Source organism: Candidatus Methylacidiphilales bacterium (assembly GCA_028713655.1).
Taxonomy (GTDB): Bacteria; Verrucomicrobiota; Verrucomicrobiia; order Methylacidiphilales; family JAAUTS01; genus JAQTNW01.
In genome coordinates this window covers 26555-40505 of the sequence record JAQTNW010000005.1, presented here as the reverse complement: position 1 = coordinate 40505, position 13951 = coordinate 26555, and the positions used below count along the sequence as shown (strand labels likewise).

Here is a 13951-nt window from a genome sequence, read left to right as displayed (position 1 = left end):
TTCCTTCCGCACAGCGCATGTTTGCAAGCCGCATAACCCATTCAAAATTAATGGGTTGTGATGCGATTTTTCTCCAGAATTAGGTTGCTGACACTGCTTGTTTTTGAGAATATTTCCCGATATGCCAGATCATTATGATTCATCGAAATTGGGCAAACTGGAAGGCTTGGAAGCAGTCCGGAAGAAGCCGGGAATGTATATCGGCGGGACCGATGAACGGGCTCTGCACCATTGCGTTTCGGAGGTGCTGGACAATTCGGTGGACGAACATCTGGCCGGCCATTGCGACAAGATTGAGGTCGTGATCCATGTGGATGGCTCGATTTCCATCCGCGACAACGGGCGCGGCATTCCGGTGGATCCGCATCCCCAATACAAAATACCCGGCGTTGAACTGGTGCTAACAACCCTCCACAGCGGCGGCAAATACGGGCAGGGCGGTTACAAATTTTCAGGCGGCACTCACGGCGTTGGCGCCAAATGCGTCAACGCGGTTTCCGAATGGTTTGAGGTGGAGGTGTCGCGCAACGGCAAGGTCTATCACATGGCTTTTGAGCGCGGCAAGACGACCCAAAAGCTTGAAGTGATCGGCAAAAGCAAATCGACCGGCACCCTTATCACCTTCAAGCCGGACAATGAGATATTCAAGGAGACCATGGAATTCAAGTCGGACCGGATCACCCAGCGTCTGCGTGAACTGGCCTTTTTGAATTCCGGACTGAAAATTACCTTCCTCGATGAACGCACGCCAAAGAGCGAGCCGGAAGTTTACTATTACAAGGACGGCATTGAGGAGTTCATCAAGCAGCTGAACAAAAGCAAAGTTCCCGTGCACTCCAAGCCGGTCATCATCCGCAAACAGACTGATGTGGAGACAGCGGAGAAAAAAGTCGAGGTGCATCTGGATGCGGTGCTGCAGTACAACGACGGCTACAGCGAAATGGTGCTTTGTTATACCAACACGGTGCATAACCCGGATGGCGGCACGCACCTTTCCGGTTTCAGGACGGCATTGACGCGGTCAATCAACCAGTACGCCAAGTCCAACAATATCCTGAAGGAAAAAGACCCCGCGATTTCAGGCGATGACGTGCGCGAGGGCTTGGCTGCGGTGATCTCCATCAAGCACAGCGACCCGAAATTCGAGTCGCAGACCAAGGTGAAACTTCTCTCACCGGAGGTTGAAAGCGTTGCGGCCTCGGCCATCTACGAAGGGCTGATGAGCTTTTTCGATTCCAACCCGTCCGTTGCGAAGAAAATCGTGGACAAGGCGCTGACTGCGGCCCGTGCCCGCGAAGCTGCGCGCAAAGCCCGCGAAGCGGTGCGCAAAACCGCCCTTGGGACCGGCGGCCTGCCCGGCAAGCTGGCCGATTGCTCGGACCGCGACCCGGCAAACACGGAATTGTACATTGTCGAGGGCGACTCAGCCGGCGGCTCGGCCAAGCAGGGGCGCGACCGCAAGTTCCAGGCGATTCTTCCGATCCGAGGCAAGCTCATCAACGTGGAGAAGGCGCGCCTGGACAAGGTGCTGCAGAACAACGAAATCCGGACCATGATCACGGCCATCGGCACGGGAATCGGCGATGGCGACGGCGAGGGTGCCTTCAATATGGAGCGGCTGCGCTATCACAAGATCATCATCATGACCGATGCCGACGTGGATGGCTCGCACATCCGCACGCTGTTGCTGACATTCTTTTATCGCCAAATGCCGCTCCTCATCAAGCAGGGGTATGTTTATATCGCACAGCCACCGCTGTACCAGATCCGGAGAAAGAAGCGCGAGGAATATGTCGAGGACGACCACCAGATGACCGAGATTTTGATCCAGCTCGGGACGGAGGACGTGAAACTTCGCAGCCTTGCGGACAAAAAGGAATTCAACCAGAAACAATTGGCGGAGATTCTGGAATTGCTGCAGCAGTTGGACAAGTATGCCACCAGCATCAAGCGCCACGGCGGCGATTTTGAGGCGTATCTGGAAACCCGCAATAAGAAGTCAGGCGAACTCCCACACCATCTGGTGCGCATCCGCGAGGGCAATGAGGAGTCCGTGAATTATTTCCATACGGACGAGGAACTGGCGAAGTTTGCGAAGAACAATCCGGACCTTGGAATTTTCGGAGAAGAGTCGGCAGAGGAAGCTGCTGAAAAGAAGAAAAGCGGCCCGACGCGCCGTGCGCGTTACGTTGTCCTGACGGAAAGCAAGGCCATCCTGGTGCTGCTTGATAAATTGGAAAAGAAGGGCTTGAGGGTTGAGCATTATTCCTCACAGGGAAAGCCGCTCTACGAACTGGTGGAAGGTGAGGGGGACGATGCAAAGACGAAACCGTTGCATGCCTTGCCGGAGATTCTTGAAGGGATTTTGGAGATCGGACGCCGGGGTGTGCAAATCAAGCGGTTCAAGGGCTTGGGTGAAATGAACGCCAAGGAGCTGTTTGAGACCACGATGAATCCCGATCGCCGCAAGCTCCTGCGGGTGGATTTGACGGATGCCGTCGAGGCGGAGGAAATGTTTACCACGCTGATGGGCGACGAAGTCGAGCCGCGCCGACAGTTTATTGAGGACAACGCGTTGAATGTGCGGAATCTGGACGTGTAGTCACGTGAGGATTCGAAATATATTGACATTGAGACCACTTGTGACTACATTTAGAGTATGAAAAAGCAGAAGGTCATAAAATACAAGCTCCCCACTGGGTCTTCATCGGCGCGGGTCAGGGACGCTGTCATGGTGCTTCCGTCCTTCGGGCCTTCGATCAACATCCGTTCCGCCAAGGCACACTTGTCAGCTTTGTTGGAACTGGTGGCGGGGGGCAAGGAGGTTGTTATTACCAGTGACGGCAAGCCCAAAGCCCGCTTGGTGCCGGTGGATTCTGCTCCGAAACGCAAGCCTTTCCGGGTGGATCGTGAGTTGCTGGCTTCCATGCCCATGCAAACAGCAGGCCCCTTCTCAACCGAGTTGATCCGGGCGGAACGTGACGAACGCTGGTGACCCACATGTATTTGGATAGCAGCATCATTGTCAAACTATTGACGCCGGAACCGGATAGCGAACATTACATCGCCTTGGTGGATGGCCAGCCCTCGGCCAGTTTGGAACTGGCCTACACCGAGGTGTTCAGCGCGCTGCTTGCCAAGGAACGGAACGGGAGAATAACATTTGAAGCGCGGCAAGCCGCATGGACAGGGTTCACGAGGCAGGTGAACTCGGCTGAACTAAAACTACTGCCCGCAGACAGCACATCTTTTCGCAAAGCACAGCAGATGATGCAAAGTTGCCATCCAGCCGTTCCGCTGCGTTCGCTGGATGCGCTTCACCTGGCGGCTTGCGATTTGGCACAGGATTTTCCGCTCGTCACCAACGATGCGCGGATGATGGCGGCCGCCCAGCGGCTTGGAATACCCGTTTTATAGGTTAATTGGAAAAAATTATGGCAGATGAAATCAGAATGTCCGGCTCGCTTTTTGCGCAGAACGAGAAGGTGGAAAAGATCAATGTGGCAGACGAGATCAAGGACTCGTTCCTGGACTACTCGATGTCGGTCATCATTTCCCGCGCGTTGCCGGATGTGCGGGACGGTTTGAAGCCTTCCCAGCGCCGCATCTTGTACGCGATGCATGAATTGAATTTGTACCCGGGCCGCAAGCACATGAAGTGCGCCAAGATTTGCGGTGACACCTCGGGCAACTACCATCCGCACGGCGAGGCCGTGATTTATCCGACTCTCGTGCACATGGCCCAGCCCTGGGCGATGCGCGATCCGTTGATCGACCCGCAGGGGAACTTCGGCTCCGTGGAAGGCGATCCTCCGGCAGCCATGCGTTATACCGAGGCCCGTTTGACCGCGCTGGGCGGCAGCCTGATGGAGGACATGGACAAGGACACGGTCGATTTCGTCCCGAACTATGACGAGCGTTTGACCGAGCCAGTGGTGTTTCCCGCCGCGTTCCCCAATCTGTTGGTCAACGGCGGAACCGGCATCGCGGTTGGCATGGCGACCAACATCCCGCCACACAACCTGGGCGAGGTGATCGATGGCATTTGCGCGGTGATCGACAACCCGGAGATGAAGCAGGAAGCGTTGATCAAATATATCAAGGGCCCTGATTTTCCGACCGGCTGCTCGATTCTCGGCATGGACGGCATCAAGTCCTATTTCAAGACCGGCCGCGGGACGGTCAAAATCCGGGGCAAACTGCACACCGAGGAAATGAAGGGCGGCAAGGAAATCATCGTCCTGGATGAAATCCCGTTCAACGTCAACCGCGCCACCCTGGTGGAACGCATCGCCGAACTCGTAAATGAAAAAACGCTGGGCGACATCACGGCGATCCGCGATGAGTCGGATGAAAACACGCGCGTGGTTATCGAGTTAAAACGCGATGCGGCCGTCAAGGTTGTCATCAACAATCTGTTCAAGCTGACGTCGTTGGAATCGAGCTTTTCATCCAACATGCTGGCGATTGACCAGCGCCGGCCCAAGGTTCTCAACCTCAAGGAATTGATCGTTTGCTACATTGAGCACCGGCGTGAGGTGATCATTCGCAGGACCAGGTTTGAGCTGTTGAACGCGGAGAAGCGCGCCGAGGTGCTGGAAGGCTTCCTGATCGCGATGGCGAACATGGATGAGTTCATCCGACTGATCCGCGAGTCCAAAACGCGCGACGAAGCCCGCCTGAAATTGATGGGCTATGAGTTCACGCGCAAGAATGTCGAAAAATTCGGCATCATGATCCGCAGCGAAGCGCGCCTGGTCAATGGACGCTATCTGTTCAGTGAGCAGCAGATTGACGCGATCCTCGAGCTGCGCCTCTATCAATTGGTCGGGTTGGAACGTGAAAAGATCAAGCAGGAATATGCCGAGCTGCTCAAAAAGATCGAAGATCTGGTGGACATTCTGAAAAGCGAAAAACGGGTGCTTACCATCATCAAGGCGGAGCTGAAAGCCATTCGGGATAAGCATGCGACCCCGCGTCGTACGCAGATCGTGCCGGATGAAGGTGAAATGGCGATTGAGGACCTGATCGCCAATGAAGGCGTGATCATCACACTAACGCACAGCGGCTTGGTCAAACGCACGGCGATTTCCAGCTATCGCGCCCAGCGGCGGGGCGGCAAGGGCGTCATCGGGCAGACAACCCGCACTGTGGAAGCGGAGGAAGACAGCGACTTTGTGGAGCATTTGTTTACCGCCAGCACGCACGATTACCTGATGTTTTTCACGAACTCAGGCAGGGTGTATGTCGAGCGAGTGCACGAGATCCCCGAGGGCTCGAGATCGGCGAAAGGGCGCAATATTGCCAATGTGCTCCAATTGCAAAGCACCGAAAAAGTTGTGGCACTGTTGCGTGTGGAATCCAAGCGCGGTGCGAACGGCGACGATGTGACCTGGAGTTCCGGCGAGCAATTTGTGTTTTTCGCGACGAAACTCGGCACGGTCAAGAAGACACCGCTGGATCAATATGCCAATTTCCGCAAGGGCGGCATTATCGCGATCGGGATCGAGTCGGGCGACGCGCTGATATCCGTAAAGCTGACCTCAGGCCATGACGAGGCTGTGTTGATCACGAGTGACGGCATGAGCATTCGCTTCAATGAGGAAGATGTCCGCAGTATGGGCCGTCCGGCCGGCGGCGTCCGTGGCATAACACTTGAAAAGAAGGACGAAGTGGTGGCGCTATCCATCGTGGACGCGAAGGCGACCTTGCTGGTGGCCGGCGAACAGGGCATCGGCAAGCGGACGGCTTTTGACGAGTACCGCCAGCAATCGCGTGGCGGCAAAGGCATCATCACGATGAAGACCGGTGAAAAGACGGGCCGTGTCGTGGGCGCCTTGACCGTGACGGACTCCGATGAAATCATGTTGATCACCGCCAAGGGCCAGATGGTCCGGACTCCTGTGAAAGACATCCGCGAATGCGGACGCAACACCCAGGGAGTGAAGCTGGTTACATTTGACCGCGGAGACAAGCTCGTTGCCATTGCCCCGGTCGTGGTTTCGGAGGATGCGGAGCCGGAGGCAGAATTGTGATTTGTTTTACAGGAGCGCGGGCATCTTGCCTGCGACATTGTTTTCCGTTCGGCAACTCCGACATGTGTCGCGAGTGTTCCAGATGCCGAACGGTTTGATTGTCCTGCTCGCAATCGATAAACAAACAATTCTCGACAGACGCATGGGTTTGATTCATATTTTAAGGTATGAAAGTAGGAGAACGTGGTCAGATTACGATTCCCATCGAGCTGCGCCAGCGTCACGGGCTCAAACCCCTCACGGAAGTGGAGGTGGTGGAGGAAAACCACCGCCTGGTGTTGCGTAAAAAGCGTTCCGGCTGCGGGATTGAACGGTTTGAGGGCATCCTGAAGGGCGGGGGGAAGCGGACCAATAGCCTGATCGAGGATCTGCGTGGAAGATGATCAGCGCCTTGGACACCTCGGTTTTGCTGGATGTTTTTTTGCCCGACCCCTTGTTTCTTCAAAACTCCCGGCAGGCGATTGAAGAGGCGGCCTTGGACGGGCAACTTGTCATTTGCGAGCCTGTTTATGCGGAGCTGGCATCGCAATTTTCCTCGGCATCCAGGTTCGATTCCGTGCTGGAAGAAATTGGGATTGAGGTGGAATCCGTGGGTCGGAGCGGCGCGTTTTTGGCTGGGCAGGCGTTCAAGGCCTACCGCAAGGCGGGAGGCAAACGAGAAAGGATCATCACCGATTTTTTGATAGGAGGTCACGCGCAGAGCCGCGCCGGCTGTTTGGTTACCCGCGACCGCGGGTTTTACCGGAAATACTTCAAAGGACTTGTGATTCTTGATCCATCCCAGCGTGGTTGATTTTTTGATTTAAGGGAGCGCGGACATCTTGTCCGCAGTCGTAGGCGTCCCGCCTGCGACATTGCCTTCCGTTCGGCAAGATGCCGAACGGTGCGACCGGGACGGTCGCGCTCCTGTAAGCAAACAAATATCAACGCAGGATGTATCTGCAGCGGCGCGGAGAAAAATCAGAAACAGGCTTGAAACTGAAAACTTGCCTGCTCGCCATAGTCGGCACCCACCGACGAAGGCAGGAAACCTGAAACTCCTCGCGATTGTCCGCCCGCTGTCACCAAATCGCGACTTGTCTGAAGCCCGGATCCATGCATGCTGTTGATGTGCGTAGGGTGTTTTTTTTAAAACACTCCGCTTCAATCTGGATTTTACCTACCGAGATAGCTGGAATTAAAACTAATATGCGTTAGGCACAGGAAAAATGAAAAAGCCAAGCTTTTCAACTATCATCAAGTCAATCGATTTTGCAGCAGTGGACGCAGGATGTGAAGAAGCTCGCGATATATTTGGACGCCTTCAATTGATCATAAGGGAAGCAAATAAATGCAAAGAAGGCAGAGAAGTCTTTGTTGTTGATAACAATACAAGAGAACAATTATTAATGATTGGGTATCTCGGTAAAAATATTCTTTTTGGAATATATGGGGATGAAGGAAATAGAATTTCATTTTACTCCCCAGAAAGGTTCTCCATTACTATTTATTTAGAAGCGCTCCAGTATGAGAAACAAAGATCATTTATAGGATTTAGTGTGGATGGTAAAATAGAGAATTTAAATCCTTAACAATGCAATCGAGTTATGGAAAATATTTGGCGTCAGTAGAGTATTCTCTTGCCGGAAGGACTCAGCGTTCCAAAACAAACAAAATGCATAGGTATTGGCAGGTTTTTGGATTGATCTAATGAAGAATCTACTCCTGCTTCTAGTGATTGGTTTGTCCCTGTATTGCCACAATGCAACCGCAGCCCTAATTGATGAACTGCGTTCCAAAGCAGAAAAGGGGGATGTCGAGGCTCAATGCAGACTCGGAGGCATGTACGTGACAGGCAAGGCTGTTCCCAAGGATTTTGCGGAGGCTGCAAAATGGTATCGAAAAGCTGCTGAGCAAGGAAATGTTGATGCTCAAAACAATCTCGGATGTATCTACCAGGGGCGTACGGGAGTTCCAAAAGATTTAGTTGAAGCCGTGAAATGGTTTCAAAAGGCCGCTGGACATGGAGATGACAATGCCCAATTCAATCTCGGGGGCATGTACGAGAGTGGCGAAGGCGTTCCACGAGATGAAATTGAGGCGTTGGCATGGTATAACTTGGCTGCTTCTACTGGTGAAGATATATTTGTTAGTCAAAGAAACAAGCTGGAGAATAAACTTGGACATAGTTTGGTAATACTCGCACAACAACGCAGCAAACGAATACTGGCACAAATCGAAAAAAATAAGCAAGCAAAGTCAAGTGAATCCAGTTTGCAGAACGAAAAATCGAATGCGGATATGCCAAAGGCAAGCGGCTCAGCCGTCTTTGTTTCTACTGATGGCCTGCTCATCACGGCTGCGCATGTTGTGCGTGATGCCATTCGAATCAGTGTAGTGACAACCGTAGGCCTTAAAAAAGCCCAGTTAATACAAATTGATACTGCGAATGATGTTGCCATCTTGAAGTGCGACGGGGTTTTTACGCCCGCGCCTGTCAGGCCTTCTAAAAGCATGAAGCTGGGTCAGACGGTTTTTACATTGGGATTTCCAAACATACAACTCCAGGGGTTTAGCCCTAAAATGACCCGTGGCGAAATCAGCAGCCTTTCCGGTATTCAAGACGATCCGCGCCAATGGCAAATCAGCGTACCGCTTCAGCCTGGAAACTCGGGTGGTGGTTTATTTGATGAAAACGGCAATTTGGTGGGGATTGTGGTGGCTAAGCTCGATGCCATCAAAATCGCCAAAGTTACTGGTGATATCCCCGAAAATGTAAATTATGCGGTCAAAAGTTCGTACATCCTATCCATGCTTGAAAACTATTCGAACAGTTTGCCTCAGGAAAATATAAAGCCCTCGAAATCAGGTAAGCTAGAGGACGTGGTTGAGCAAACAGAGAAAAGTGTGGCGCTAATCCTGATTTACTGAAATAGTTGTCTTTTCAGTAAGAGCTATCCTTTTTTGCGGCATATTCAGCCACTCCCTTCCAAGACTTCTCCTGTAGGTTGGTTATTTTACGAAAGTATTTGTTATCAAATCCGCAGTATGGAGGGCAATGTGCAAAGGCGGGAAGTGATAAAGCACAAGCAATGGTTGTTTTCAGAAACAACTCCTTTCCTTTCTCCAAAACATCTGGGGCTTCAACCCCGAGGGCTGGATATGCGACCGTCCGATAAAACTCAAAATGAGCGTATTCGCATAAGAGGCGATAGATTTTGTAGAGACGCCCTTCTTTTGCTCCCATTTCCCTATCAAAATTGTTTAGCAGAGTTTCGATCTTAGGTAGAGATGGCAAGTTTAACGAGCCGAGGATATTTTTTCTTTGGGCATCATCTACATCGGTTATCAGAAGGTATGTGTTTAAACCTGCTTTTTTGATCTGATCGATTACCTTTGCGTCATTGTTCAAGGCAGCCGCGTATCCAAAAGCCTCGACAATCCAACGGCAGTGCAACGGCCAGATCGCACCGCTTGTCATTAACATATCTATTGCAGTGAGTGAATCCGCGGTCTTTGCCATGAGTCCGCGGAAGTAACTTGCGCGTTCATCCTTTGAATCCGTCGAGATGTAATGTGGTAATAGTGCCTTGAGTTCTGCGGCTGCTGTGCGTATTTCGGACATATTTTTTCATCTGCAAGCATAGACGAGTTTTTCGTCATTGCGAGAATCCAAACCTTCAAAGAAGGTGTTTTGAGCGGGAATGAACGGGAAATTTTGGAGTGCGTCCGCCACGGCGGACGCTTTTTACTCACGACCCATGTCGGAGTTGCACTTTTGCGGAAAATCCAAAGCGGTGTCGCGTCCAGATGCTGCCGGACTTGCCACCGCACTCCATATCGCCTCATGGTCAAAAATGATTTTCGTTATAAGATTCTGCATTTTAACATGTTGCCACAAGTGTTCATTAGGAGGCCCATCTGGAACACTCGCGACGCATGTCGGAGTTGGGCCGTGGCGATCCAGATATTTTGATGGATTGCCGCGTCGTCCGGCTCTGCCGGACTCTTCGCAACGACGAGCGATGCCCGCAGTGAAAAGCGGCATCTTGCCGCCGCATTCCATATCGCCTCGCTCACCCAAAAAAATGATCCAAGGCCTGGCCGACGCCTTCGGGGCCTTCTTTGCTGGCGACAAAGCCGCCATGTCGGCGAACCTTTGATTTGACGTCCGGGATGGCGTTGGAGGGGCATGCAATGTGTCGCGCGTAACGCGGATCCAGCATCGAGAGATCATTCAAATGATCGCCGATGGCAAAACAATTATCCGAACTGACTCCTTCTTCAACCGCGATGGCGGCCAGGCAACTGCCTTTGTGAAAGTCAATATGGGCAAAACGAAAATAGACCGTGTTGCGCACGGCGTGAATTTCCGGGAACTCATCGAACAGGGGTGCCAGCACCCGTTGGATTTCGTCCGCCTGTTCCTCCGATTCCGCAATCAGCCCGAGGGGTGAAGCAATGTCCTGAATAACGGAGAGGTTTTTGAAGCCCCGCAGTTTTTGCCGCATTTGTTCAAGAACCGGCCCGGCTCGATGAAACAAGTCCAGATGGACCTTTTCACAGCGCTTGTTCCAGTGTTTCAAGGCGACGCGTTCGCCCCTTTCAACGCGGTGAACCTCGCGTTCGACCAGCACAACCCAGTCCGGGAAGACTGGCGCTTTTTTCTCGATCAGAAGTTCAGCCAGCGAAGCCCAGTCGCGACCGGTATTGATGACCCATGCGACGTGGTAATTTTGACGGAGCTTTTCGAGCCTTGAAAAGAAAGCAGGAGCCAGGGGCTTTTCATCATAATCCATGATAAGTGTACCGTCGAAATCGGTGGAAATCAGGAGTGCAGGTTTGGCAGTGGGCAGATGCATATTGAATTTATTTTAAGGACGTACCGCTCAAGCTTAGGATTTCAGAAAATTCCGCCGCAGTTACGGTCATGACGGAAAGCCGGGATTGCCGTACCAGCGCCATGTTGGCCAGAGCCTTTTTTGATTTGATGTTGGCGAGGGGGACTGAGCGGGGCAATTTTTTCAACGGCTTCAAATCAACCGCCGACCAATCGCCCTCGGTGGCGGTCGGATCGGGGTATGCCTCCGTGATGACCTCACAAAGTCCGACCACGGCGCGTTCCTCTCCGCTGTGGTAGTAGAGAACGAGATCGCCCTTCTTCATGGAACGAAGATTATTGCGCGCCTGAAAATTCCGGACACCGTCCCATCTGGTTTTTTGATCCCGCAACAGTTGATCAAAGGGATACGTTTCGGGTTCCTGTTTGACGAGCCAGTGCGATTGGGACATGGAATCAGCCTAGAGGCCGGGTTGCGAAGTGGCAACTTCTTGAAAATTTAAAATCAGATGAATAAAAGATACGCACTGCCCACGGCAAGGGTGGATCCGAATATCATGATAATCGGCTTGCGAAGGCCCGCGTCGCCCAGCACGCACGCCATTGTTCCTTTGAGGATCGTATTGGCAAGGCAGCCCAGAACGATGGCATTGGCTGAGATGTCCGGTGTGATGGTGCCTTTGCCCGCCATCTGGCTGACGGAGACTGTGATGGCGTCGAGATCGGTCAGTCCGGAGATAAAGCTGGCCCAATACAGCCCCGCATTGCCGTAATACTGGGTTGCGGCGCGGGCGATGAACACAATCACCATGTAAATGACGGCAAATTGCAGGGCGACTTTCAGGCCGAGCGGGTTGATGAAATTAGGGCTCTTTTTTGTCGCACTATCTTTATTTTTTGAAAACCAGAACCATGCCGCGAACCCCAACCCGGGTAAAGCCAGTAGAGCCAATCCGGGGAGCACTTTGAAGAAAACGCTGTGTTCGACAGCGAGCGTGATGAAGGCGACGCGGCCCAGCATGATCGTGCAGGCCAGAATAATGGCCAGGGCGCAGGCGCTGCTCAGTTTGGGCTGGGATTTGCTCTGCCGGCTCATGGCCAGTGTGGTGGCCGTACTCGAAGCCATGCCGCCGAGCACCCCGGTCAGGATGATGCCACCTTTCTCGCCCAGCAGTCGTACGGCGACGTAGCCGCAAAAGCCCAGGCCTGAAACCAACACCACCATCAGCCAGAGGATGTGCGGATTAAAGGCCTGGAAGGGCCCGTATTCGCGATTTGGCACAAGCTGCAAAATTACTCCCGAAATGGCTGCAAATTGCAGGGCCTGTTTGACGTCCTGGGGTGTAAAGCGCTGGGTGACATCCCGCACGCGCCGCTTTGAGGCCAGCAAAATAATCAAGGAGACCGCCAGCACCAAAGCGATTTTCCACTGGTCCCAGACCACCAATCCGCCGATGAGATACGTGATCAGTCCGGCAAGCCCGGTGGTCAGGCCAAATCCCTCGTCTGCGGTCTCCAGTTTTTGATGGATGAAGATGGCGATAAAGACGGCAATTACGAGGAAGCCGGCGAGATAAAACAGGGGGCGTTGCAGGTCCACCGTGGCGCAGAGGGTGCCCAGAGCGGCCCAAAGCGTAAACGTGCGCAGGCCCGCGATGTTTCTGCGTTCCGGATGGAAGTGCTGGTCATCCCACTGGCGTTGCAGCCCGATCAGGCCGCCCAGGCTGGCGCTGACAATCAGGTTTTTGAGCAGGTCCTGCAGCATGACTTCGAGTATGGGGGATGATTCCCGAATGATAAATCATAAATACAAGACTGCGACGGCGGATTTAACAAAACCCCCTTGTTTTCCCTTATCAGGGGGATGGATCAGCTTACGCCAGGTTCAAATTTAAGGTCGTAAGTTTCAAGCTTCATATCTGCGTCTATCCGTGTCCATCTGTGGTTCAACAAGCCTTTTTGTTGCACACTGTCCGCCGCGGCGGACTTTGGCGGACGTGAGAAATCCGACTTTCGCCCTTTGTTTTGCGTTAAAATGTGCTGATATTTTACTCTTGCCGACCGGGGGCGGATCGCTACCTTGTCCACTCTATGTCGCAACACAAAAGCCTCCGTGGCTCCAGCCAGATCATGGTCAAGCGGAACGTGCTGAAACGTTTTGAACGGGTAGAACTGCTTAAAAAACGCGCTCAGTGGAAAACCGACGCCAACGTCTATAAAATTCCCAAGACCAAGCCGGAAGAATAAGATAAGACGGAACGAGCCTTTGACCGGCATTGGCCGGGCTCGCCCACTCTTATCATCCTGCTTATGACCAGACTGAACAAGTTTCTGGCTGCCGCAGGGCATGGCTCCCGCCGTTTTTGCGACACCCTCATCCGCGACGGCAAAGTCAAAATCAACGGAAAAACAGTCGTCCAACTGGCCACCCAGGTCCTCCCGACCGACAAGGTTGAAGTCGATGGCGTGCGTTGTCGGCAGGAGGAGTCCATCACCCTGATGCTGAACAAGCCGAAAGGTGTTGTTTGTTCCCGAGTCTCACAAGGCAGGAGAAAAACAGTTTTCGATCTCGTTCCGTCCGATTTGGCGCGGCTGTTTTATATCGGGCGCCTGGATTTGGACAGTGAAGGCCTGCTTATCATGACCAATGACGGGAATCTGGCGCAAAAAATGACGCACCCACGTTTTAAACTCGAAAAAATTTATCATGTGGAGATCGACCGGGAACTGGATTTCGCACTGGTGCCGCGTTTTTTGAAGGGGATGACGATTGAATTCGGCTACGCAAAAATGGAATCGATTTTCAAAATTGGCCGCAACCGGTTGAAAGTGACCCTGACGCAGGGGTTGAAACGGCAGATCCGGCTGATGTTCATGAAAATGGGGTATAAAGTGACCAAGCTTCAGCGTGTGCAGATGGGTTCACTCAAACTGCATAATATGAAACCGGGCGAATGGCGCTTGCTGGAAGCGAAGGAACTCCAAGCGCTGGCCGCTGAAACCGGCAAGTGATTCTGTAACTTTCCCGATTTTAGATTTTGGTTTTTTGCCCGTCCTCCTGTAGTAACAGTGGGTAGATGCAGCAGGACATCTGACG

General features: G+C 52.7%; 14 protein-coding genes. 10 read left to right on the top strand and 4 right to left on the bottom strand.

From position 1 onward, the window contains the following. The first annotated feature begins 121 nt into the window (after window positions 1-121). The 8 genes from gyrB (at window position 122) to PHD76_02735 (ending at window position 8945) form a co-directional block, all read left to right on the top strand. Window positions 122-2602, top strand: a complete 2481-nt coding sequence (gene gyrB, locus PHD76_02770; protein ID MDD5260748.1) for a DNA topoisomerase (ATP-hydrolyzing) subunit B — start codon at window positions 122-124, stop codon at window positions 2600-2602. 57 nt (window positions 2603-2659) lie between these two features. Next, the gene (locus tag PHD76_02765; protein ID MDD5260747.1) at window positions 2660-2995 is read left to right on the top strand and encodes a type II toxin-antitoxin system prevent-host-death family antitoxin; all 336 of its coding nucleotides are present in this window, start codon (window positions 2660-2662) and stop codon (window positions 2993-2995) included. 5 nt (window positions 2996-3000) lie between these two features. Then, window positions 3001-3417 (top strand): type II toxin-antitoxin system VapC family toxin, encoded by a 417-nt coding sequence (locus PHD76_02760; GenBank protein ID MDD5260746.1) that lies wholly within the window; start codon window positions 3001-3003, stop codon window positions 3415-3417. A gap of 17 nt (window positions 3418-3434) precedes the next feature. Next, the gene (gene gyrA, locus PHD76_02755; GenBank protein MDD5260745.1) at window positions 3435-6035 is read left to right on the top strand and encodes a DNA gyrase subunit A; all 2601 of its coding nucleotides are present in this window, start codon (window positions 3435-3437) and stop codon (window positions 6033-6035) included. Between the two features lie 167 nt (window positions 6036-6202). Continuing rightward, complete coding sequence (locus PHD76_02750) at window positions 6203-6418, top strand: AbrB/MazE/SpoVT family DNA-binding domain-containing protein (protein ID MDD5260744.1); 216 nt, start codon at window positions 6203-6205, stop codon at window positions 6416-6418. Next, entirely contained in the window at window positions 6415-6828 is a 414-nt protein-coding gene (locus tag PHD76_02745; protein ID MDD5260743.1) for a PIN domain-containing protein, read from the top strand. Before PHD76_02750 ends, PHD76_02745 begins: the two co-directional genes overlap by 4 nt. Before the next feature lie 415 nt (window positions 6829-7243). After that, a complete protein-coding gene (locus tag PHD76_02740; protein ID MDD5260742.1) occupies window positions 7244-7606 on the top strand; it encodes a hypothetical protein in 363 nt (120 codons plus the stop codon). A gap of 118 nt (window positions 7607-7724) precedes the next feature. Next, window positions 7725-8945, top strand: a complete 1221-nt coding sequence (locus tag PHD76_02735; protein MDD5260741.1) for a tetratricopeptide repeat-containing serine protease family protein — start codon at window positions 7725-7727, stop codon at window positions 8943-8945. 13 nt (window positions 8946-8958) lie between these two features. Here PHD76_02735 and PHD76_02730 read toward each other — a convergent pair whose 3' ends face one another. The 4 genes from PHD76_02730 to PHD76_02715 form a co-directional block, all read right to left on the bottom strand. Continuing rightward, a complete protein-coding gene (locus tag PHD76_02730; GenBank protein MDD5260740.1) occupies window positions 8959-9639 on the bottom strand; it encodes a hypothetical protein in 681 nt (226 codons plus the stop codon). Between the two features lie 451 nt (window positions 9640-10090). Continuing rightward, window positions 10091-10876, bottom strand: coding sequence for an HAD-IIB family hydrolase (locus PHD76_02725; GenBank protein ID MDD5260739.1), 786 nt, complete (start codon window positions 10874-10876; stop codon window positions 10091-10093). Window positions 10877-10883: 7 nt separating this feature from the next. Further along, on the bottom strand, window positions 10884-11306 hold the full coding sequence (locus PHD76_02720) for an EVE domain-containing protein (GenBank protein MDD5260738.1): 423 nt from the start codon (window positions 11304-11306) through the stop codon (window positions 10884-10886). 53 nt (window positions 11307-11359) lie between these two features. Further along, on the bottom strand, window positions 11360-12619 hold the full coding sequence (locus PHD76_02715) for an MgtC/SapB family protein (protein MDD5260737.1): 1260 nt from the start codon (window positions 12617-12619) through the stop codon (window positions 11360-11362). A 326-nt stretch (window positions 12620-12945) separates the two neighbouring features. Here PHD76_02715 and PHD76_02710 point away from each other — a divergent pair, with 326 nt between their 5' ends. Both PHD76_02710 and PHD76_02705 read left to right on the top strand, forming a co-directional pair. Further along, window positions 12946-13101: a small basic protein gene (locus PHD76_02710; GenBank protein MDD5260736.1), complete on the top strand. Its 156-nt coding sequence runs from the start codon at window positions 12946-12948 to the stop codon at window positions 13099-13101. A 63-nt stretch (window positions 13102-13164) separates the two neighbouring features. Continuing rightward, window positions 13165-13866, top strand: a complete 702-nt coding sequence (locus tag PHD76_02705) for a pseudouridine synthase (protein ID MDD5260735.1) — start codon at window positions 13165-13167, stop codon at window positions 13864-13866. Window positions 13867-13951: the final 85 nt, after the last annotated feature.

Coding starts and splice junctions, on each gene's coding strand:
- PHD76_02725 (MDD5260739.1), bottom strand. CDS start 10,876: ATGCATCTGCCCACTGCCAAACCTGCACTCCTGATTTCCACCGATTTC.
- gyrB (MDD5260748.1), top strand. CDS start 122: ATGCCAGATCATTATGATTCATCGAAATTGGGCAAACTGGAAGGCTTG.
- PHD76_02745 (MDD5260743.1), top strand. CDS start 6,415: ATGATCAGCGCCTTGGACACCTCGGTTTTGCTGGATGTTTTTTTGCCC.
- PHD76_02740 (MDD5260742.1), top strand. CDS start 7,244: ATGAAAAAGCCAAGCTTTTCAACTATCATCAAGTCAATCGATTTTGCA.
- PHD76_02705 (MDD5260735.1), top strand. CDS start 13,165: ATGACCAGACTGAACAAGTTTCTGGCTGCCGCAGGGCATGGCTCCCGC.
- PHD76_02710 (MDD5260736.1), top strand. CDS start 12,946: ATGTCGCAACACAAAAGCCTCCGTGGCTCCAGCCAGATCATGGTCAAG.
- gyrA (MDD5260745.1), top strand. CDS start 3,435: ATGGCAGATGAAATCAGAATGTCCGGCTCGCTTTTTGCGCAGAACGAG.
- PHD76_02730 (MDD5260740.1), bottom strand. CDS start 9,639: ATGTCCGAAATACGCACAGCAGCCGCAGAACTCAAGGCACTATTACCA.
- PHD76_02735 (MDD5260741.1), top strand. CDS start 7,725: ATGAAGAATCTACTCCTGCTTCTAGTGATTGGTTTGTCCCTGTATTGC.
- PHD76_02715 (MDD5260737.1), bottom strand. CDS start 12,619: ATGCTGCAGGACCTGCTCAAAAACCTGATTGTCAGCGCCAGCCTGGGC.
- PHD76_02720 (MDD5260738.1), bottom strand. CDS start 11,306: ATGTCCCAATCGCACTGGCTCGTCAAACAGGAACCCGAAACGTATCCC.
- PHD76_02760 (MDD5260746.1), top strand. CDS start 3,001: ATGTATTTGGATAGCAGCATCATTGTCAAACTATTGACGCCGGAACCG.
- PHD76_02750 (MDD5260744.1), top strand. CDS start 6,203: ATGAAAGTAGGAGAACGTGGTCAGATTACGATTCCCATCGAGCTGCGC.
- PHD76_02765 (MDD5260747.1), top strand. CDS start 2,660: ATGAAAAAGCAGAAGGTCATAAAATACAAGCTCCCCACTGGGTCTTCA.